The 16441-nt window shown below is 64.6% G+C and carries 25 protein-coding genes; 4 read left to right on the top strand and 21 right to left on the bottom strand.

Annotated elements, in window-relative coordinates; genetic code table 11:
- Positions 1-10 precede the first annotated feature (10 nt).
- The 8 genes from V4R08_RS06730 to V4R08_RS06765 all read right to left on the bottom strand — a co-directional run bounded on the left by V4R08_RS06730 (position 11) and on the right by V4R08_RS06765 (position 4252).
- Complete coding sequence (locus V4R08_RS06730; protein ID WP_335578638.1) at positions 11-907, bottom strand: phage/gene transfer agent baseplate hub protein; 897 nt, start codon at positions 905-907, stop codon at positions 11-13.
- Positions 904-1545: a phage distal tail protein, Rcc01695 family gene (locus V4R08_RS06735; RefSeq protein WP_335578639.1), complete on the bottom strand. Its 642-nt coding sequence runs from the start codon at positions 1543-1545 to the stop codon at positions 904-906. The genes V4R08_RS06730 and V4R08_RS06735 overlap by 4 nt, the downstream gene beginning before the upstream one ends.
- A gap of 171 nt (positions 1546-1716) precedes the next feature.
- Positions 1717-2301 carry a phage tail tape measure protein gene (locus tag V4R08_RS06740; RefSeq protein ID WP_335578640.1) on the bottom strand — a complete coding sequence of 195 codons (585 nt, stop codon included), beginning with the start codon at positions 2299-2301 and terminating at the stop codon, positions 1717-1719.
- Complete coding sequence (locus V4R08_RS06745; RefSeq protein ID WP_335578641.1) at positions 2294-2506, bottom strand: rcc01693 family protein; 213 nt, start codon at positions 2504-2506, stop codon at positions 2294-2296. Before V4R08_RS06745 ends, V4R08_RS06740 begins: the two co-directional genes overlap by 8 nt.
- Entirely contained in the window at positions 2503-2823 is a 321-nt protein-coding gene (locus V4R08_RS06750; RefSeq protein WP_335578642.1) for a gene transfer agent family protein, read from the bottom strand. Before V4R08_RS06750 ends, V4R08_RS06745 begins: the two co-directional genes overlap by 4 nt.
- A gap of 7 nt (positions 2824-2830) precedes the next feature.
- Positions 2831-3238, bottom strand: coding sequence for a phage major tail protein, TP901-1 family (locus V4R08_RS06755; RefSeq protein WP_335578643.1), 408 nt, complete (start codon positions 3236-3238; stop codon positions 2831-2833).
- A gap of 14 nt (positions 3239-3252) precedes the next feature.
- On the bottom strand, positions 3253-3663 hold the full coding sequence (locus V4R08_RS06760; RefSeq protein ID WP_335578644.1) for a DUF3168 domain-containing protein: 411 nt from the start codon (positions 3661-3663) through the stop codon (positions 3253-3255).
- Between the two features lie 25 nt (positions 3664-3688).
- Positions 3689-4252: a head-tail connector protein gene (locus tag V4R08_RS06765; RefSeq protein ID WP_335578645.1), complete on the bottom strand. Its 564-nt coding sequence runs from the start codon at positions 4250-4252 to the stop codon at positions 3689-3691.
- A gap of 206 nt (positions 4253-4458) precedes the next feature.
- Here V4R08_RS06765 and V4R08_RS06770 point away from each other — a divergent pair, with 206 nt between their 5' ends.
- Positions 4459-5226: a S1 family peptidase gene (locus V4R08_RS06770; protein WP_442935680.1), complete on the top strand. Its 768-nt coding sequence runs from the start codon at positions 4459-4461 to the stop codon at positions 5224-5226.
- 37 nt (positions 5227-5263) lie between these two features.
- On the opposite strand, the gene V4R08_RS06775 is transcribed toward V4R08_RS06770, so the two are convergent.
- The 3 genes from V4R08_RS06775 to V4R08_RS06785 form a co-directional block, all read right to left on the bottom strand.
- On the bottom strand, positions 5264-6019 hold the full coding sequence (locus V4R08_RS06775) for a hypothetical protein (RefSeq protein WP_335578646.1): 756 nt from the start codon (positions 6017-6019) through the stop codon (positions 5264-5266).
- Positions 6016-6444, bottom strand: a complete 429-nt coding sequence (locus tag V4R08_RS06780) for a hypothetical protein (protein ID WP_335578647.1) — start codon at positions 6442-6444, stop codon at positions 6016-6018. Before V4R08_RS06780 ends, V4R08_RS06775 begins: the two co-directional genes overlap by 4 nt.
- Positions 6445-6624: 180 nt before the next feature.
- Entirely contained in the window at positions 6625-7878 is a 1254-nt protein-coding gene (locus V4R08_RS06785; RefSeq protein WP_335578648.1) for a phage major capsid protein, read from the bottom strand.
- A gap of 264 nt (positions 7879-8142) precedes the next feature.
- Here V4R08_RS06785 and V4R08_RS06790 point away from each other — a divergent pair, with 264 nt between their 5' ends.
- A complete protein-coding gene (locus V4R08_RS06790) occupies positions 8143-8430 on the top strand; it encodes a hypothetical protein (RefSeq protein WP_335578649.1) in 288 nt (95 codons plus the stop codon).
- Between the two features lie 40 nt (positions 8431-8470).
- Here V4R08_RS06790 and V4R08_RS06795 read toward each other — a convergent pair whose 3' ends face one another.
- From V4R08_RS06795 to V4R08_RS06810, 4 genes are all read right to left on the bottom strand, one after another.
- Positions 8471-9118, bottom strand: a complete 648-nt coding sequence (locus tag V4R08_RS06795; RefSeq protein ID WP_335578650.1) for an HK97 family phage prohead protease — start codon at positions 9116-9118, stop codon at positions 8471-8473.
- Positions 9119-9196: 78 nt separating this feature from the next.
- Positions 9197-9385 carry a hypothetical protein gene (locus tag V4R08_RS06800; protein ID WP_335578651.1) on the bottom strand — a complete coding sequence of 63 codons (189 nt, stop codon included), beginning with the start codon at positions 9383-9385 and terminating at the stop codon, positions 9197-9199.
- Positions 9385-9597 carry a hypothetical protein gene (locus V4R08_RS06805; RefSeq protein ID WP_011509924.1) on the bottom strand — a complete coding sequence of 71 codons (213 nt, stop codon included), beginning with the start codon at positions 9595-9597 and terminating at the stop codon, positions 9385-9387. The genes V4R08_RS06800 and V4R08_RS06805 overlap by 1 nt, the downstream gene beginning before the upstream one ends.
- A gap of 180 nt (positions 9598-9777) precedes the next feature.
- Positions 9778-10953 carry a phage portal protein gene (locus V4R08_RS06810; protein ID WP_335578652.1) on the bottom strand — a complete coding sequence of 392 codons (1176 nt, stop codon included), beginning with the start codon at positions 10951-10953 and terminating at the stop codon, positions 9778-9780.
- An 83-nt stretch (positions 10954-11036) separates the two neighbouring features.
- Here V4R08_RS06810 and V4R08_RS06815 point away from each other — a divergent pair, with 83 nt between their 5' ends.
- Positions 11037-11324 (top strand): GIY-YIG nuclease family protein, encoded by a 288-nt coding sequence (locus V4R08_RS06815; protein WP_335580200.1) that lies wholly within the window; start codon positions 11037-11039, stop codon positions 11322-11324.
- Positions 11325-11438: 114 nt separating this feature from the next.
- Here V4R08_RS06815 and V4R08_RS06820 read toward each other — a convergent pair whose 3' ends face one another.
- Together V4R08_RS06820 and V4R08_RS06825 are read right to left on the bottom strand one after the other, a co-directional pair.
- On the bottom strand, positions 11439-12707 hold the full coding sequence (locus V4R08_RS06820; RefSeq protein ID WP_335580201.1) for a DNA-packaging protein: 1269 nt from the start codon (positions 12705-12707) through the stop codon (positions 11439-11441).
- Complete coding sequence (locus V4R08_RS06825; protein ID WP_335578653.1) at positions 12700-13191, bottom strand: hypothetical protein; 492 nt, start codon at positions 13189-13191, stop codon at positions 12700-12702. Before V4R08_RS06825 ends, V4R08_RS06820 begins: the two co-directional genes overlap by 8 nt.
- A gap of 7 nt (positions 13192-13198) precedes the next feature.
- Between V4R08_RS06825 and V4R08_RS06830 the strand changes: the two genes are divergently transcribed.
- Positions 13199-13486: a hypothetical protein gene (locus V4R08_RS06830; RefSeq protein ID WP_335578654.1), complete on the top strand. Its 288-nt coding sequence runs from the start codon at positions 13199-13201 to the stop codon at positions 13484-13486.
- A 17-nt stretch (positions 13487-13503) separates the two neighbouring features.
- Here V4R08_RS06830 and V4R08_RS06835 read toward each other — a convergent pair whose 3' ends face one another.
- The 4 genes from V4R08_RS06835 to V4R08_RS06850 form a co-directional block, all read right to left on the bottom strand.
- The gene (locus V4R08_RS06835; RefSeq protein WP_335578655.1) at positions 13504-13668 is read right to left on the bottom strand and encodes a hypothetical protein; all 165 of its coding nucleotides are present in this window, start codon (positions 13666-13668) and stop codon (positions 13504-13506) included.
- A 318-nt stretch (positions 13669-13986) separates the two neighbouring features.
- Complete coding sequence (locus V4R08_RS06840) at positions 13987-14151, bottom strand: Flp family type IVb pilin (protein ID WP_335580202.1); 165 nt, start codon at positions 14149-14151, stop codon at positions 13987-13989.
- Positions 14152-14300: 149 nt separating this feature from the next.
- Positions 14301-15749, bottom strand: coding sequence for an MDR family MFS transporter (locus V4R08_RS06845; protein ID WP_335578656.1), 1449 nt, complete (start codon positions 15747-15749; stop codon positions 14301-14303).
- Between the two features lie 56 nt (positions 15750-15805).
- Positions 15806-16321 (bottom strand): YcgN family cysteine cluster protein, encoded by a 516-nt coding sequence (locus tag V4R08_RS06850; protein WP_335578657.1) that lies wholly within the window; start codon positions 16319-16321, stop codon positions 15806-15808.
- Between the last annotated feature and the right edge of the window lie 120 nt (positions 16322-16441).

Genomic DNA, 16441 nt, shown 5'->3' on the forward strand with positions numbered 1-16441 from the left:
GGGCACTCCTTCAAAACAAGGCCTTGGTGCCGTTGCCGTTGTCCGGCGAACCGGGCAGCGGATAGCTGACGACGAAATCGTTGCCGGGGATCTGCGGAAAACCGCGAAAATTGTCGGTGTTGGCAAAGCGGTCGCGGCAGGTCGCGAAACTCTTGTCGCAGCCGGCGGTGATCGTGAAGCCGTCGCCGACCGCGATCGGCTCGGCCATCGCCCGCCACAGCGATAGCCGCACCTCGCCCGCGACGACTCGATGCTGTTTCACCTCAACTGCAACACCGGCATTGGCCCCGCCGGTCCAGGCGAGCCGCCCCGCCGTGAACCAGCCATCGGCAAAACCGTTGAGGTTTGAGACCGCGACGATCGACGTTCCCTCAAGGGCCGTCACCGCGCCGCTGCCGCGAAAGGTCGAACTGGTCAGATCGACCCGGCATTTGCTGTCGCCGAGATCGACGCCGCAACGCGCCGTAAACAGACGCCCGCTGTCCTGCGCCAGCGCATCGGCGAGCCCGCGTAACTCCGCGGTGAACGCGGACCCCTCGCGCCGGACCTCCCCCATGGTGCCACGCGCGATCAGGATTTTCAGCGAAACATCGCTCCAGTCGACCAGCCAGGTTGTAACCTCGGCCGCATCGTAACGCCCGGCGGCGAGATCGGCCTCGGTCAGGACGTCGTCGGAAAACGCGCCCGAGATTTCCAGGCCGTCGACCGCCAGATCGAACCGGCTGGTGGCTTCCGATCCGGTGAAACCGGTCCCGGCGCGACAGGCGACGCTGCCGATCGCCAGATCGCGGTCGTGGTCGGTGAAGCCCAGCACGACGCCGTCGCGCCGCCTCACGATCCAGCAGCGCGCCAGCGTGGTCGCGCCGGAATCGAGTTTTGCCTGAAGCGCAGAGGGGATGCTTCTCACGGACGAATCTCCACCAGCGGAATCTTCGGAATGGCGCCGGCGGCGAAGGTCGCGAGATCGACTTCGAGGTAGTCGGTGTCGAACCGCACCGGCACATCGAAATTGAATCCTGCGGTGACGGCCGCTCCCGCCGGCGGGACATGCCCCGCGAGAAAGGTCACAACGCCGCTGGTGGCGTCGCAGGTAAAGGCCGATCCCGCCGCGACCTCGCTATCGGCAACCGCAACGCGCACGCTGCCGTTCACCGGCTTGGCGATCGCGCGCGCATAAGGCGCGAACGCACCGCCGTAGGTTTTGATCAACTGAAACGCTGATGTCGCGCCGTCGCCGACGCCGATGACCTGATCGAGCGGCGAGATCGCGATGCCGGTCGCAACCGAGCAGCAGTCCAGCCGGTCGCGCCAGCGGAAGCCGTAAAGTCGGCCGCGCCGCTCCTCGAAGAACGCAATGACGGCCTGCAAGGCATCCAGCGTCTTGACGCCGTAGCCGGCATCAAAGCGCCGTCGCGACTGCGCCCAGCGCGCATTGCGCGCCTCGCGCCCGGAGCCGAAGCTGACGATATCGGTGCGCCGCTCCGGCCCGCCCGCACTTTTGAGCGCGATATCGAGCGGAAACAGGATTTCGTGGAAGCTGGTCATGACATTCCTACGATGAATCAGTCAATGATCGTCATTGCCGGGCACAGCCGTTCGAAGAACGGCGTCGCTTCCGCTCGCCTATGCCGGCAATCCATCACGATCGAGTCATGATTGATGGTTGGCCGGATCAAGTCCGGCAATGACGCTTGATGAGGACAGAACCCAGGATCATCACAAACTCCGCTGTCCCCGCGCCACCGCGCGCGCGATCTGGCCGGTGACGTAACTTTCGGAGCGGCGGAAACTATCGAGATCGGGCGTCGCGATCTGCACCGTGATGCTGTTGCCGCCGCCATTGCCGGAGACGCCGAGCCGGCCGTCGGCACCGCGCACCAGCGGCATGATCGCCTCCGGGCCCGCCTCGCCGGCGAGGCCGACGCCGCCGTTCATCATCGGAAAATAGCTCGGCGTGCCGATCACGCCGCCCGATGCGAACGGCTTGATGGCGCCGAGCGCGTTGGCCTGCACGCCGGCGGCCGCGCCGACGCTTCCGGTGAGGCCCGAAAACAGGCTGGAGATACCGCTGGTCAGGCTCGCCGTCAGCGGCTTGAACGCGGCGGTCACCGCGAGACTGGAAACACGCAGCGCCAGCGTTTTCAGCACGTCGTCGAATTGCTTGCCGCCGTTGATCGACGAGGAAAACGCCTGCGTCATCGCCCGCGCAAAGCCGCCCGCGCCGATCGTCAGCGCCTGGGTCTTGGCCGTGAGACCGTCCAGCGTGTTAGACGTGTCCTGCAAGCTCGTGTCGTCAGTCATTGCGTCCTCCCTTGCGCGGCGCATCGGGAAACCGCGCCAGCAGGTCGTCGAGGTCGGTCCGTGCCAACGGCCGGACAGAAGGCCCACGCACTGCATGGATCGCCTGCGTCAGTTCGCGCGGCGTCATCCGCCAGAAGGCGTCCGGCGCCAGCCGCAACACGCCGAAGCCGAACCCCATCGCCTCCGCCCATGGAAACGGCTTCATCGCGCAGCGCCGTCATCGAAGGTCGCAGCGATCAGCTCGGCCGCGATCTTGACGAAGCCTGCCGCGCCGCCCTCGGCCGTCATCGCGGCCACCTCGTCGTCGGTCACGGCTTCGCCGCCGCCGCGGAGCCCTGCGCCGATGATGCGGGTCAGGTCGCGCGCCGATAGCCGCCCCGAGCCGAAACGCTCCGTGAGCGCGACGAGATCTTCGGCGCCCAATGCGGATTCGAGTTCAGCCAGCGCGCCCAGCGTCAGCACCAGAGTGCGCTGCCGCCCGCCGAGTTCAGCGGCGATCTCGCCGCGATGTTTGTTTGGCATGTGCGCCTCACATCGCCGTAAAGGTCAGCGCGCCGGCGGACTCCAGCGCGAGGTCGAACGTCACCTCGCCATTGTGCTCGCCGGCGAATTCGAGGCTTGCGATCTGGAACGCGCCTTCGATGGTGCCGAAGTCGGGCACCACCACCTGACAGTCGCTGATCGTGCCGTCGAAGAACGCCTGCCGCACCAGCGCGTCGGACGCCGCGTCCTTGAACAGCCCGCGGCCCGACAACGACGCGCGCTTGACGCCCGCGCCCGCCAGAAGCTCACGCCAGCGGCCAGCCGACTCCGCGCTGGTGATATCGACGATCTCGGCGTTGAACGCGATCCTGCGGCTGCGCAATCCCGCCACCGTGACGAAACTCGCGCCGTCGCTCATTTTCAACAGCAGGTCCTTGCCCTTTTGTGCGCCCATGACGGCTCCTTGATTTAAGTTGTCGGTTCGGTCACGGCGCGGAAACGCACCTGTGCATGATAGGTGCGCCCGTCGGACTCGCGCCGGATATCCGCGACCGCGAAGCGAAAGTTGACCAGCCTGTGGCCGGTGAGCGCCAGCGGCGCGTCGTCGAGCGCCTGCAATACCGCGCCGGCGATGGCGTGGGCCTCGCCTTGCCCGCCCTGGCGCGAGCGCGCGTGCAGCGTGATCTGATGCTCCTGGGTCGGCCCGTCGTCGACCGACGCGTCTGACATGCGCGCCTCGCCGATGCTGACATAAGGCAGCATCGCACCGCGCGGCGGCTCGTCATAGACCCGCGCGCCGCCGAGTGCGGCATGAAGGCTACTGTCGGCGGCAAGCGCATCGTGCACGGCGGCGCGAAGCGCGGCGTTGGCGCTGGTCATGGTGATGTCCTTTCGAGAGTAGCGGTCACAGCGCGTGCACGCGATACGACGCGATCATGGCGCCGACGCTGGCCGGCATCATCGCCACGCTCTGGCCGATGGCGATCAGGCCACGGTTCTCGTACCAGTGCGCCACCAGCGTCCGCACCGCATGGCGCAGCACATCGGGTACGTCGATCGCGGCCGCGCCGAAGCCGATCTCGACGTCGAGCTCGATGCCGGCGGCCGCGCGCCCCGGCAGTACCCGACCGGACGACGCGATCACGCCCGCCGCCTTGTCGATGACGAACGTGTCGACGTCGATGCTGGTGACATTGCCGGCGGAATCGTAAACCCGCGCCGCGACAAGCGACCGCAGCGGTCCACGGCCTAACTTGACGCGGCTGTCCCTCGGCCACTGGTCCAGCACAAAGCGCCAGGTCTGCGCGATCAGGGCGCAGCGGGTCATCGCTTCGACATGGCTGCGCGCCGCCGCGATCAGCGAGGCGATCACGGTGTCGTCGTCGTCGTTCTCGGCGCGCAGGAAGCTCTTGGCCTCCGCGACCGACCACGGCTCGATCGCGGGTCCGGTCAGAAGTATCGACGGCATATTCGTGCCTTTCCTTCGATTGATGGATGCACCAGGCGACTTGCTTCACCTCTCCCGCTGGGAGAGGTCGGTCTGCGAAGCAGACCGGGTGAGGGTTACGGCTTATCGAGAGATCGTACCCCTCACCCCAACCCTCTCCCCATGGGAGAGGGAGCTTGCCGCGTATCGAGTTGACAGGCGGCTCGCGCGATGGCTCACATCGCCGCATGATTCAGCAATTCATTCGCGCGTTCGCGGCCGTGACGGTCCTGACGCTGCCGCAGCCCACCCTCGCCATGGTCGGCGGCGGCAGTGCGCCCTCGCCCGCGGTGGCGAATGCGGTCGTCACCATCGTCGGCTCGCGCGGCACCTCCTGCACCGGCACGCTGATCGCGCGCGATATCATCCTCACCGCCGCGCACTGCATCGCGCCGGGCGCCACTACCAAGATGGTGGATTACAAGAGCCGACCGCCGCGCCTGCTCGATATCCGGCGCACCGCCACTCATCCGCAATTTAATATGCAGAGCCTGCTCGCGCACCGCGCCACCGCTGATGTCGCGCTGCTGCAGCTTGCGTCGCCGCTCTCCGCCTCTCAGGCAACGCTCGGCGGCGCGCTGCTGCCGGTCACCGCAGGTCAGCGTCTCACTGTTGTTGGCATGGGCGTAGCGGTCCCTGGCGACGGCCGCAGCGGCGGCGTAGCCCGCGCCGCGAGCCTTTCCGTGACCGGGCGACCCGGCACCTTGCAGATCCGCCTGGTCGATCCCTCAACCAACAATGCACGCGCCGGCCTCGGCGCCTGCACCGGCGATTCCGGCGCGCCGGCATTTCTCGATTCCGGCGGCGGCCCCGTCATCGCCGGCGTCGTAAGCTGGTCGACAGGTGCGAACAATGCATCAGGCTGCGGCGGCCTCACCGGCGTCACGCCGCTTGCGCTCTACCGCGACTGGATTCTAAGGACAGCGAGGAGTTGGGGCGCGGGGGTTTTTAATTAACCCGCCAGCGGAGGAACGAGAATTTTGATTGACTGTCTCAGGCACCCGGCGAAGCAGGAAGCGCTGGCGCATCATCTGCAGCAGCGCCCGACTGCAGTTGATCTCGCCATCCCCGAAGAGCGTCGGCCGCGCTTTCGATAGCTTGTTGATGTTCTGCGATTTCACTGTCCGGTAGTTCGCTCGCTTGAAATGCTCCAGTTCCATCGCACTCAAATGTAGCAATTCGAATGGGCCCAGCTACGCCGCCTGGGTTCGTATCTATGACATGCTGGACAGCCCAAACGGCAAGGAAGACTGCCTCACGCATCGTTGGGCGCCCGGCCGGACAGAAAACATCAACGAGGAAACGCAGGAATGGATCAGCCGACAGCTTACCAGACCCAAGCGCAGCGTAATAATGGTGCTCATCAAGAAACCGCGGTTGAAGCAGCCCTTCGAACATGCAGCAGTGATGCTGACCGCCATGCCCAAACGCCAAAATGGTGTTCACGTTGATAGAAGCACCTATCCCTGTGGCCTGAAATTGGTTGATAATCCCACTTGATAATGCCAACGCGTGATCCATTGGATGGCTCGCGTTGACGATGTTCCCGTGCGACCCATCCGCCATGATTTTGAAACGAGCGCTTTGTCCTTGGTCACCAGCAAACGCGAAAATTTGCGGACCATTCAGAAGGGCAATTTTACGACCATGATGATGACCCACGTTGATGTTGCCCATCGAGGGGGTAATCATGCTGTCCGCCGCGATGACAACACCGTCTTGACAAAAGAAGGCGACGACAACTGTCATCCGCGAAACACACTCTTTACCTTCATCTCGGGATATTTATTGTAGATGGAAGCGACGAGTTGCTCAAATGTGAGTTGCCTTACCCACGTCGCAATGCTTTGCACATAATGTCTAACAGGCGCATCTAATCCGTTGAGCAGATTTACGCCTTGTTGATAGCCCTGTTGCGAAAGACTATATACTCGGTAACGTCCGGTACTCTGCACCTTTGCCAGATCCTGCCGAGCTAGTTCGTCAATTCCGACATAAACCATTCGATCAAATGGACCATAATCGTAGGGCTCAAAACTAAAGTGCGGGCCGTCCAGCACATGAGCCGCTTCTCGATCAAGCACGAAGAACAGCTTCTGAACTTGCACAGGAGTGAAGCTGGCATTCTCACCTGCAGCGGCTAATCCCGCCAGAAGCATCTCGCTTCGATTCATGGGGCTCTCCCACCGGGCGACTCGCGCCAGTTCCCAGTTTCTACGACACAGCATATATTATTAACAGGACCTTAGCATGCTAGTTCCTTAGCAACCGGAGCCAAACCGGGCTGTTTGTGGACGTTTTGATCATTGCAAGGAGGGGGACCCAGTAAAATAGGTCCCCCACCTTATTTTCCCTCAGCTCGCCGCGAACTTCATCAGCTTGATGGCGTCGAAGTCCTGCACGCCGCCGCCGACGCGCTTGGTCGTGTAGAACAGCACATAAGGCTTGGCCGAATACGGATCGCGCAGCACGCGCACGCCCGCGCGGTCCACCACCAGGTAGCCGCGGCGGAAATCGCCGAACGCGATCGACAGCGAATTCGCCGCGACGTCCGGCATGTCCTCGGCCTCGATCAGCGGGAACGTCATCAGCGAGGCGCGGCCGCCCGCCTGCGCCGGCGGCTGCCACAGATACGCGCCGCCGGTGTCCTTGAACTTGCGGATCGCGGCTTGCGTCTTGCGGTTCATCACGAAGGTGGCGTTCTGGCGATAGCCGGCCTTCAGCGCGTAGATCAGGTCCACCAGCGCATCGGATGGATTCGACGCGGCGAAACCGCTCGCGCCGCCGCTGGCGATAGTGCCGAGCTTGCCCCAAACCCACGAGCCGTTCGCCACCGTATCCGATTGCAAAAAGCCCTTCGGCTGGTTGGTGCCGTCGCCATTGACGAAGGCCGCGCCTTCCTGCACCGCAAACGTCAGCTCCACCTCCTGCGCGATCCACTCGTCGATGTTGACGGCGCTATCGTCGAGCAGCGTCGCGGTCGCCGCCGGCATGGCGTAAAGCTCCATCGCCGGGAAACTCAGCGCGTCCAGCGTCGGCGATGTGGTCTGCGTCCGCGAGTCGGTCTCGCCGACCCAGCCGGTGGCGGGACCCGCGGTCATGAACGGCTTCTTGTAGACGTTGCCCGAGATGGTGCGCACCGACGCGAGCGCGCGGATCGGCGAGATCGCCGCCAGCCGTTCGCCGATCTCGTGTTCGAGTTCGACCGGAACGAGATAACCGCCGTCCGCATTGGAGCCGGCCGACATCGCCTTGGTCTCCAGGTCGCGCAAGGCACCGGTCTCGCCGCCGCGCACATAAGCCTCGAACGCGCTCTTGTGCTCGCGGGACGACGCCTCGCTGGCGACACGGGTGCGGCCTTCGAGCGCCGGGCGCGCGTGCTTCAGCGCCAGCTCGTCCATGCGCTTGTGCTGGGCGTCGAGCGCGGCATTGATGCGGTCGACCTTTTCCTCCAGCAGCACATCGCCGCGTTTTTTCTCCAGCCGCGCCAGACGTTCGTCATTGGCCGCCTTGAAGTCCTCGAAGGTGACGCGGAAGTCGTCGTAGTCGCCGCGGGTGGCGACGCCGGATTTGTGCTCCGGCGCGACGTCGGTGATATCGAAGTCCATTCACATTCTCCTCTGTGGTAGTGGTTTCACGGCATTGTTGCCCAAGGCTTTGTCGCCCAAGACTTTGCTGCCCAAGACTTTGCTGCCCAAGACTTGCGCGGGCCGTAGCGTTTTCGAGCGAAGCATGTTCTCGGGCTTGACCCGAGGATGGGTACCGGTTCGCGTCAAGAAAACGCGTCAAAACAAGAAGTCCGGCTTTGATTCCACCAAAGCCGGAATAGCGCTAGAATGGTCGCCGCAACGGGAGCACCGTGGAGGCGAACCATGCGCTTTCTGATTTTTGTCTGGATAGCCCTTGCCGTCGCTGCTGCAGCCAGTGCGTGGTTCGCGATGCAGCCGTCGTGGCGCGGGACGGCAAAGTTCTGGATCACCGTCTGCGCCGTCCTGCTGGCGGCTTTCGCGGTATCCTTCGTGATGCTGGGCGCCAGCGCCGACAAATCGCTGCTGTCGATGGCGCTGTATTTCCTGAACTGGGGCATGGCGGCCGGCGGCGCCGCGATCTGCGTCGGCGTCATCGCGGGCCTTTCGGCGGCGCTCGCGTTCAAGCGGTGAGCGATGCACGTCGAGATATCCCAGAGTCCTCGCCGCGTCGTCATCGCAGCACCGAATATCGGTGCGATACAGTGCTCAATGCGCGGCGTCGCCCCTCGCGTCCGCGCAGCGACGCCGAAACCACCGCCGGGCGCGGGCGGAGCCGCGGCGCCGGTTCATCCGCGGCCTCCGTCATGCTCCGCCATTCGCGCTCGGCCTGTGTCCGCGCGAGCGAACGCGGCTGGGACGCCGCCTGCTTCACCGCGCGGACACGCGCTCCCGCCAGCAGCGGGAACGTAACGATGGAAATTTCCCACAAATCGACCTGATAGAGTTTTCGCACGCGGGTGCGCGGCTCGATCCGGCCGCGCACGGTGCGATAGCCGATCGACAGCCCGTCCACCGCGCCGGCCTCGACCAACGCCAGCAATTCACGCGCGCGCATCACGTCAGGGATCAGCTTTCCCCGCGCCCATAGCCCGCGGAAGTCCTCGCGCAGTTCGAGCCAGATGCCGACCGGCTCCGACGGATCGTGCTGGAACAGCATCGGGACCTTGCGCAAGCCGCGCACCTTCAGCGTCCGTGCGAACGCGCCGGGCATCACCATGTCGCGCGCCTGGTCGATCTCGCCGAACAGGCTGGCATAGCCTTCCACAGTGCCGTCGCCGGAGAACGACAGACGCGACACGGATGACAACGGGGCGTGCATGATCGGCCTCGCGAATGGGCGGGGTGTGAAGAAACGAGAAGCTGAAGCTGTCGCAGCGACGACGCAATGAATGTGAGGTCAGCCGCGGCGCGTACGCTTGCCCGGCTTGCGCCGCGCCGGCGGTTTTTGGCGCAACGATTTCACAACCGGCGCCTTGCGCTGGATCTGGTCGAGATGTGCGAGGAATTCACGAAACACCGTGAGATGATCCGGCGCGGATTTGGTCTCGGCGCCAAACGAGCGCAGCACGCTGTGAAGTGTATCCATCAGTCTCGATCCTTGTTGAGGGTGTCAGTGCGGCGATGCGCCTTGCGATTGAAACGCTGCAACTCGCGGACGAAATCGTCGAAGCGGCGCGAGGCGGCCGACAGTTCGCGCAATGCGAACAGCAGGCCGGCGCTGGCGGCGCTCGCCCACAAAAACAGCGCGAGATGCGCGAGGTCGCCACGCTCGCTAAAGATACGGATGAGATCGGACATTGCTTGAACCCATGGCGGCCGTCATGGCCGGACCTGATCCGGCCATCCATTTCATTCACGAAGACTCTTGCGAAGGTAGATGGATGCGCGGGTCAAGCCCGCGCATGACGACTGAAATCGCTATACCCACCCGGCACTTTGTTTGCTGCGCTCGCGCGCGCCGCCCTCCCAAGGGAAAGTTCACTCCAGCCGGTCGCCGCCCTCGATCGGCGCATAGCCGACCGCCTCGCGCTTTTCGTTGAGCGTGAGATACGCCGCGTTGCTGACGCGCTGCCACAGCGCGGCGCGGTCGGTGGCGAGCGCGTCGATCCTGTCGGGATCCACGACGATGCGGATGGCGTCGCCGAACTGAGGCGACAGCCACTGCGCGAACGAGTTGCCGATCCGCGCCGCCAGCGGCAGCACGGTCTGGCGGAAGAAGCAGCGGTTAGCCTCCTGGAAATTCGCGTAGGTGTTGTCGCCGGGAATGCCGAGCACCATCGGCGGCACGCCGAAGGCGAGCGCGATCTCGCGCGCGGCGGTGTGCTTGGCCTCCAGGAAATCCATGTCCTTCGGCGTCAGCGACATCGCCTTCCAGTCGAGCCCGCCTTCGAGCAGCAGCGGACGCCCCGCGTTGACCGCGCCCTGATAGGTATCGGTCAGTTCGCGCTTGAGCCGGTCGAACTGCGAATCCGACAGCACCGCGCCTTCCGGCCCGGAATAGACCAGCGCGCCCGATGGCCGCGCCGCGTTGTCGAGCAACGCCTTGTTCCAGGCCGATCCGGCGTTGTGGGTGTCGATGGCAACCGCCGCCGGCTCGATCGGCGCGAGGCCATAGTGATCGTCGAGCGGATGAAAGAATGTCAGATGCAGGATCGGCGGCACGCTCGACGCCGCCTGATCGAAGCGCACGCTGCGGCCGCCGACGCCATATTCATAAGCCTCCGCCCAGCCGTCGGGACCGGGCACTACCTTCATGCGATCGGGTCGCAGCGCGTAGAGTTCTCGCACCGCGCCGTCGAGCGCGACCGCCTCGACATAGGCGTTTCCGGCGAGCAAGAGATGCGACACCAGCATCTCGAGGAAAGCGCCGCCGTCCTGCCGCGCGTTCGGCCGCGACAGCAGCAGCGAGACCGGATGCGCCTCGCGCTCCTGCGCGCCCTCGAATACCAGGTAGCTGCACGACGCCACGTTCTCCGCGATCAGCCGCACCGCGCGATGCACGATGGCATTGGCGAGATAACCCTCGCGTGCCAGCGCCGCATAGTCGCGCGGCGTCCACCGCGCCCGGCGGCCGCTCTCGAACGCAAGCAGCTTTGCCGTGCGGCTGACTTTGGTCTCGGGCGAGGTGAAGAGATTTTTCAGGCGTAGGCGCATCGAGAACCATCCTTCATCATCAAGCCGCGATGCAACAAAAGTTTGTCATTGCCGGGCTTGACCCGGCAATTCATCATTCATGCATGAGCTACTGGGTCTACATTCTTGCAAGCGCGCCGGGAGGAACGCTGTATGTCGGTGTGACGAACGATCTTGTTCGTCGGATTTACCAGCATCGCGAAGGCGTTGCCGACGGCTTCACGCGAAAATATAACGTAAAACGGTTGGTCTATTTTGAAGCGTACGACACCGTCATGGCAGCAACTCAGCGTGAAAAGAACATCAAGCACTGGCCGCGCGAATGGAAGATCGATCTGATCGTGCGCGACAATCCACTATGGCGCGATCTTTACGAGGATATCACCCGATAGAATGTTGACGCGTCATTGCCGGGCTTGACCCGGCAATCCATCGTCCCTTCAAAGATGGACCCGCGGGGTCAAGCCCGCGGGTGACGACTGAGTGCGCGGCTCGCCTACATTTCCTCACAACCCCCTCACCCGTGGCTGGGCGCGCGGTGCGAGCGCGAGCGACGTCACCGCCCACACCAGCGCATCGAGCCGGTCGGGCGAGCGCCCGGACGACAGGCCCGACAAGGCGAAGTCGCACATCTCGTCTTCCAGCGCGGCGAAACTACCGGCGTGCCTGACGCGGCCTTGCTCATAAAGCGTCGCCACCGGCTCGGCGCGCAGCCATTTGCCGCGTGTCGCGCGCACTGGGATCACCGGCACCGCAGCATCGACCTCGGCGATCACGGCCTTCACCATGTCGCCGCCCTGGTTGACTTCCGCCACCAGCGCATCGGCCTCGCACCGCCGCCACAGCGCGATCGCCTTCGCCGCCCACAGAGCCGGCGTCACGCCCGACACGGTCTCGTCGGCGATCACATAAACCATGCCGCCCTCCGCCAGACCCGCCGCGACGATGCCGCAGGCGTCTGCGCGCTTGCTCGACGTCGCCGGCGGATCGACCGCGACCACGATGCGCTGCAACGGCGGCGCGTCACGCACGCGACATCGCTCCAGCAGCGCCCGCGACCACAGCGCGTCCGGCCGGTCCTCGATGATCTCGCCGTCAAGCTCCTGACGTCCGAGCCGCGTTCCGGCGTAGCGCGCCATCACGCCTTGCAGAAAGGTCGGCGCCAGATTGAAGGCGTTGGCTTGCGTCGGCGCGCGCGTGACCACGCTCGCCGGATCGGCCATCAGGCGTTTCAGCAGCGCGGTCGGCCGCGGTGTCGTGGTGATGAGCTGGCGCGGCTGCGATCCCAGCCGCAAACCGAACTGCAGCATGTCGAACGCGGCCTCCGCATAGCGCCACTTCGCCATCTCGTCGGACCAGGCGCAGCCGAACTGCGGCCCGCGTAGACTTTCGGGATCGTCGGCGGAAAACGCCTGCGCCACCGCACCGTTGCTCCATTCCAGCCGCTTGCGCGATGGCGACCACGCCGGCCGCTCGTGGGCTGCGTGAACCGCGAGCAGCCCGGAGACGCCTTCGATCATCACCTCGCGCGCATCGTGTTCGGTTTCGCCGACCAGCGCGATGCGCGACACCGCCTTAACGGCGAACGGCGGCAGACCCAGCGCCTGCGCGCGAATCCATTCCGCCCCGGCGCGGGTCTTGCCGGCGCCACGGCCGCCGATCATCAGCCAGGTCAGCCACGGCGCGCCGTTCGGCGCGAGCTGCGGCGGACGCTGATGCGGATGCGCGAAAATATCCCATTGCCGGGCGAGAAATCCGAGTTCGTCCTCATTCATGCTCTCGAGCAGGAGCCGGCGCTGGTGCTGCGACCAGTTGTTCCAGTCGGCGCGAAAGCGCGCGCCGGAACTCGTCGAGATCGCGGGGCACGGCGTCGTCATCGGCTGGCTTCACCTTCTGCTCGCTGGCGCGGAGCCGCGTCACCTCACTGAGCGTCCGCGCGAGACTGGCCAGCGTCCGGGCGCGGCGTTCCGCCTCGGTGCGCTGCTGCGGCTTCAGATGGCTGCCGCCGACAATGATCTCGATCAACGACAACTCGCGTTCGATCGCGCGCGTCACCCGCTCGATCAAAAGCGCACCTGTCGCGGGCGGCGGATCGTCGATCCGCTCCACCGCGGTTCGCTTGACGCGCGGGCTCGGTTCATCCTTGCGCCGGGCGGATGTCCGCCGTATGCGCTGCTTTCGCAACCCTGCTTGTGCCGCGTCGTCGTGCTCATCGATAACGACAGGCGTTTCATCGGCGTGTCGCAACGTCGTCGCCATTGTCGCCTTGCGCGCGACAATCGCAGCCCGAGTTTTTTCAGATGGCGTTCTGACGAGCCGGGTTGTCCTTTTTTTCAGAGACGTCTTTTTTTCAGGAGGCCGCTTTGCGGCCGTCTTGCGCGCACTCGATTTTGCTTTCGATGGCGAAGACTTTGGCTTCGTCGTCGTCACCTTCGTGCGCGACACAACTCGCGCCGCCGCCGGCTTCCGTGCCGGTCTGGCGGTTCGCGTTACACCCATGGATGTCGGAAGTTCCCTGAATACGCGCAGGTTATTGATTGAAAGCATTTCTTGATGCGAACCGGATTCCACTTAGCCGGAAATGCTCTGATGGAAGAATATGAGCCAGACTACACCAAGGATCAGCACGACGAGACCGATGCCGATGGCCAAAAGCATCAATATGGACGGACCGGGCTTGGCCTGTCGCGCCTCAGTCGGCGTCTCCACGATCTGATCGTGCTCTTTCGTTTTCATGCGCCTTCTCCCTGCAATCCGCAGAATTGCTGCTCTGCACGGGATGGGGCAACGCCAGATCGGTAACGATGTTCCTGGATGATGACCTACGGTGAGAGGTCGCTGTGATAGGCGTCTCAGCCCGCGGCCTCATGCGACTTTTCGTTGGACGGCTTTCCCGGCCTGCGCGAGACCCGGATCGCGTGAACCCGTGGAACGGCGCCGTCGTTTCTTAAGCGCAACTGTGGAGCATGGCGCAAACCTACTGCGGCAGCGTCACGCTGTCAAGGTATATTTTCCTAGGAACATTTGCGCTATCTCTCGAGCGCCGCGTCTTGTCTACTTAAACGCGTCGCCCACCGCGACGAAACGACCGTTGACTGAACTGCCGATGCCGGTGACCGCGGCCACGATGACAATGCTGATGCCGGTGGCGATCAGCGCATACTCGATCGCGGTCGCACCCGACTCATCGCGCAAAAGATTCGACGCGAGCTTTGCAATAAGGCGCACCGTGAACTCCCGTCGTTGTATGCGCGGATTCTCGCACGTCCTTCGTTGCAGCTCAACCTAGAGACGAATGATTGCGCAGACCCTAAGCGACACCCTCAACGAATGCTTAAGACCGATGACGAAAATTCTGCGCACACGAATCACACCGCGGGGCCGGCGAGCGGTCGCTCCTCCATCCGCGTCAGCAGCAGCGCCGCGCCCGCCAGCATCGCGGCGGTAGCGGCGAACAGATAGCGGAACGCCGCCGTCAGGTCGGACGCGGAGATCGCATTGACCTGACCACCGCCGTCATGACCGATCGAGACATCCGCACCCAGCACCATCAACAGGATGGCGGAGAATGCGGCAACGGCGAACGACGAGGCCAGCGCGCGGAAGAAATTCATCGCGCCGGTAACGGTGCCGACCTGCGGCCGCGCCACCGCGTTCTGCAACGACACCACGCTGATGGGGAATATGGTGCCGAGGCCGAAGGCGAACAGCGAGAGCAGCACCAGCAGCGGCCACAGCGGCATCGCAACCATCGCCAGAATCGCGGCGATGACAGCGGCGAATGCCATCCCGACGATCGCGACCCGCTTGTAGTGGACCGCCCGCGTCATGATGCGGCCGGCAAGCGCCGCGCCGCCGGTCGAGATCGCGGCGATCGGAATCAGCGCCAGCCCCGATTCGCTGGCGCTGAGATGATGGACCACCTGATAGTACAGCGGCAGATGCACGGTAAGCCCGATGATGGCGCCGAGCGCGAGGGCACCGGCCGCGATCGCGTAGGGGACAACCGGCCCGCCTATCAGCGACAGCGGCAGGAACGGTTCGGATGTCGTGCGCGCGTGCCAGACGAAGACGACGGCAAGCACCAACGAGCCGCCGAGCATGGCGGCGATTGCCGGCGACAGCCAGGCGAAGCGGTTGCCGCCCCATGTCAGCACCAGCATGAACACCACGGCGGATACCATCAGCAGCAGGCCGCCGGTCCAGTCCACCTTGCGGCGGCGGTGGAATACCGGGATCTTTCCCATCTTCGGCAGCAGCAGCGCCAGCGCGACGATGCCGAGCGGCACGTTGATCCAGAAGATCATCGACCAGTGCAGGTGCTCGGCGAACACGCCGCCCAGCACCGGCCCGGCAATGCCGGCCGCGGTCCACACGCCGCTGAAATAGGCCTGATACCGGCCGCGCTCGCGCGGCGTCACCACATCGGAGATCACCGTCTGCACCACCGGCAGGATGCCGCCGCCGCCGAGACCCTGCACCCCGCGCGCGACGATCAGCGTCGTCAGGTTCGGCGCCAGCGCGCACAACACCGAGCCCGCAACGAACAGACCGAGCGCGGTGACGATCATGGCGCGGCGGCCGTAGATGTCGCTCAGCGTGCCGAACAGCGGCGCGACCGCGGTGGATGCCAGCAGATACGCCGTGATGATCCATGACAGGGTGGTGACGTCGTGGAACTGGCGGCCGATGGTCGGCAGCGCGGTTGCGACAATGGTCTGGTCGAGCGCGGCCAGGAACATCGTCAGCATCAGGCTGGCCAGGATGGTGCGGACTTCGCTCTGGCTCAGCGGAACGGGCGGTTTTGGATTTGACATTCGCGTTCCAGCGCTCGGGGTCAGGTGGGTAGCGAATGTCAAATTCACTCCACTCGTCAGTTCCGCGGTGGCTTCTTGAGCTGGGCGCGCTTCGGCAGCCGGACTGGCCACTGCACGATGTGATCCTCGAGTTCGGAATCGGGAATCTCGTCCTCGGTGCCGCGCACCCGGCCCCGCACCGAGACCCCCGCCTCATGCACGGTGTTGGGGTCGCCGGAAATCAGCGGATGCCACCAGTAGAGATCGCGTCCCTCCGCGACCAGCCGGTAGCCGCAGCTCGGCGGCAACCAGTTCAAGGCGCGGACGTTGTCCGGCGTCAGGCGGACGCAGTCCGGAACCTGTTCGGAGCGGTTCGCATAATCCTTGCAAGCGCAGAGCCCGGCATCCAGGAGGCGGCAGGAGACATGCGTGAAATAAATGTCACCGGTGTCCTCGTCCTCGAGCTTCTCCAGGCAGCAGCGCGCGCAGCCATCGCACAGGCTCTCCCATTCGGCGCTGGACATCTCCTCCAAAGTCTTGGTCTTCCAGAAGAATCCGTCCTGTTCCGACGAGCGTGCGGGTCGTTGCGTCATGGGGTGCGTCTTGAGTTGCCTCTTGGGTGTCCTAAAGTGTTCCTGTCTATGGGCTTTGGCCGCACCTCGCGCAAGCGCCCCGTTCCAGGCACCCCATTCACGGCCCGGCCGCGGGCACGC

Origin of the sequence: Nitrobacter sp. NHB1 (assembly GCF_036964665.1) — a bacterium.
Taxonomy (GTDB): Bacteria; Pseudomonadota; Alphaproteobacteria; order Rhizobiales; family Xanthobacteraceae; genus Nitrobacter.

Excerpts from the sequence above, each read along its gene's own strand:
- V4R08_RS06820 (WP_335580201.1), bottom strand. The coding sequence starts at position 12,707 with ATGAATGAGGACGAACTCGGATTTCTCGCCCGGCAATGGGATATTTTC.
- V4R08_RS06835 (WP_335578655.1), bottom strand. The coding sequence starts at position 13,668 with ATGAAAACGAAAGAGCACGATCAGATCGTGGAGACGCCGACTGAGGCG.
- V4R08_RS06810 (WP_335578652.1), bottom strand. The coding sequence starts at position 10,953 with ATGCGCCTACGCCTGAAAAATCTCTTCACCTCGCCCGAGACCAAAGTC.
- V4R08_RS06805 (WP_011509924.1), bottom strand. The coding sequence starts at position 9,597 with ATGTCCGATCTCATCCGTATCTTTAGCGAGCGTGGCGACCTCGCGCAT.
- V4R08_RS06780 (WP_335578647.1), bottom strand. The coding sequence starts at position 6,444 with ATGAATCGAAGCGAGATGCTTCTGGCGGGATTAGCCGCTGCAGGTGAG.
- V4R08_RS06850 (WP_335578657.1), bottom strand. The coding sequence starts at position 16,321 with ATGACGCAACGACCCGCACGCTCGTCGGAACAGGACGGATTCTTCTGG.
- V4R08_RS06765 (WP_335578645.1), bottom strand. The coding sequence starts at position 4,252 with ATGCCGTCGATACTTCTGACCGGACCCGCGATCGAGCCGTGGTCGGTC.
- V4R08_RS06790 (WP_335578649.1), top strand. The coding sequence starts at position 8,143 with ATGCGCTTTCTGATTTTTGTCTGGATAGCCCTTGCCGTCGCTGCTGCA.
- V4R08_RS06800 (WP_335578651.1), bottom strand. The coding sequence starts at position 9,385 with ATGGATACACTTCACAGCGTGCTGCGCTCGTTTGGCGCCGAGACCAAA.
- V4R08_RS06775 (WP_335578646.1), bottom strand. The coding sequence starts at position 6,019 with ATGACAGTTGTCGTCGCCTTCTTTTGTCAAGACGGTGTTGTCATCGCG.
- V4R08_RS06845 (WP_335578656.1), bottom strand. The coding sequence starts at position 15,749 with ATGTCAAATCCAAAACCGCCCGTTCCGCTGAGCCAGAGCGAAGTCCGC.
- V4R08_RS06825 (WP_335578653.1), bottom strand. The coding sequence starts at position 13,191 with ATGGCGACGACGTTGCGACACGCCGATGAAACGCCTGTCGTTATCGAT.
- V4R08_RS06750 (WP_335578642.1), bottom strand. The coding sequence starts at position 2,823 with ATGCCAAACAAACATCGCGGCGAGATCGCCGCTGAACTCGGCGGGCGG.
- V4R08_RS06740 (WP_335578640.1), bottom strand. The coding sequence starts at position 2,301 with ATGACTGACGACACGAGCTTGCAGGACACGTCTAACACGCTGGACGGT.
- V4R08_RS06755 (WP_335578643.1), bottom strand. The coding sequence starts at position 3,238 with ATGGGCGCACAAAAGGGCAAGGACCTGCTGTTGAAAATGAGCGACGGC.
- V4R08_RS06770 (WP_442935680.1), top strand. The coding sequence starts at position 4,459 with ATGATTCAGCAATTCATTCGCGCGTTCGCGGCCGTGACGGTCCTGACG.
- V4R08_RS06735 (WP_335578639.1), bottom strand. The coding sequence starts at position 1,545 with ATGACCAGCTTCCACGAAATCCTGTTTCCGCTCGATATCGCGCTCAAA.
- V4R08_RS06760 (WP_335578644.1), bottom strand. The coding sequence starts at position 3,663 with ATGACCAGCGCCAACGCCGCGCTTCGCGCCGCCGTGCACGATGCGCTT.
- V4R08_RS06815 (WP_335580200.1), top strand. The coding sequence starts at position 11,037 with ATGAGCTACTGGGTCTACATTCTTGCAAGCGCGCCGGGAGGAACGCTG.
- V4R08_RS06745 (WP_335578641.1), bottom strand. The coding sequence starts at position 2,506 with ATGAAGCCGTTTCCATGGGCGGAGGCGATGGGGTTCGGCTTCGGCGTG.
- V4R08_RS06785 (WP_335578648.1), bottom strand. The coding sequence starts at position 7,878 with ATGGACTTCGATATCACCGACGTCGCGCCGGAGCACAAATCCGGCGTC.
- V4R08_RS06795 (WP_335578650.1), bottom strand. The coding sequence starts at position 9,118 with ATGCACGCCCCGTTGTCATCCGTGTCGCGTCTGTCGTTCTCCGGCGAC.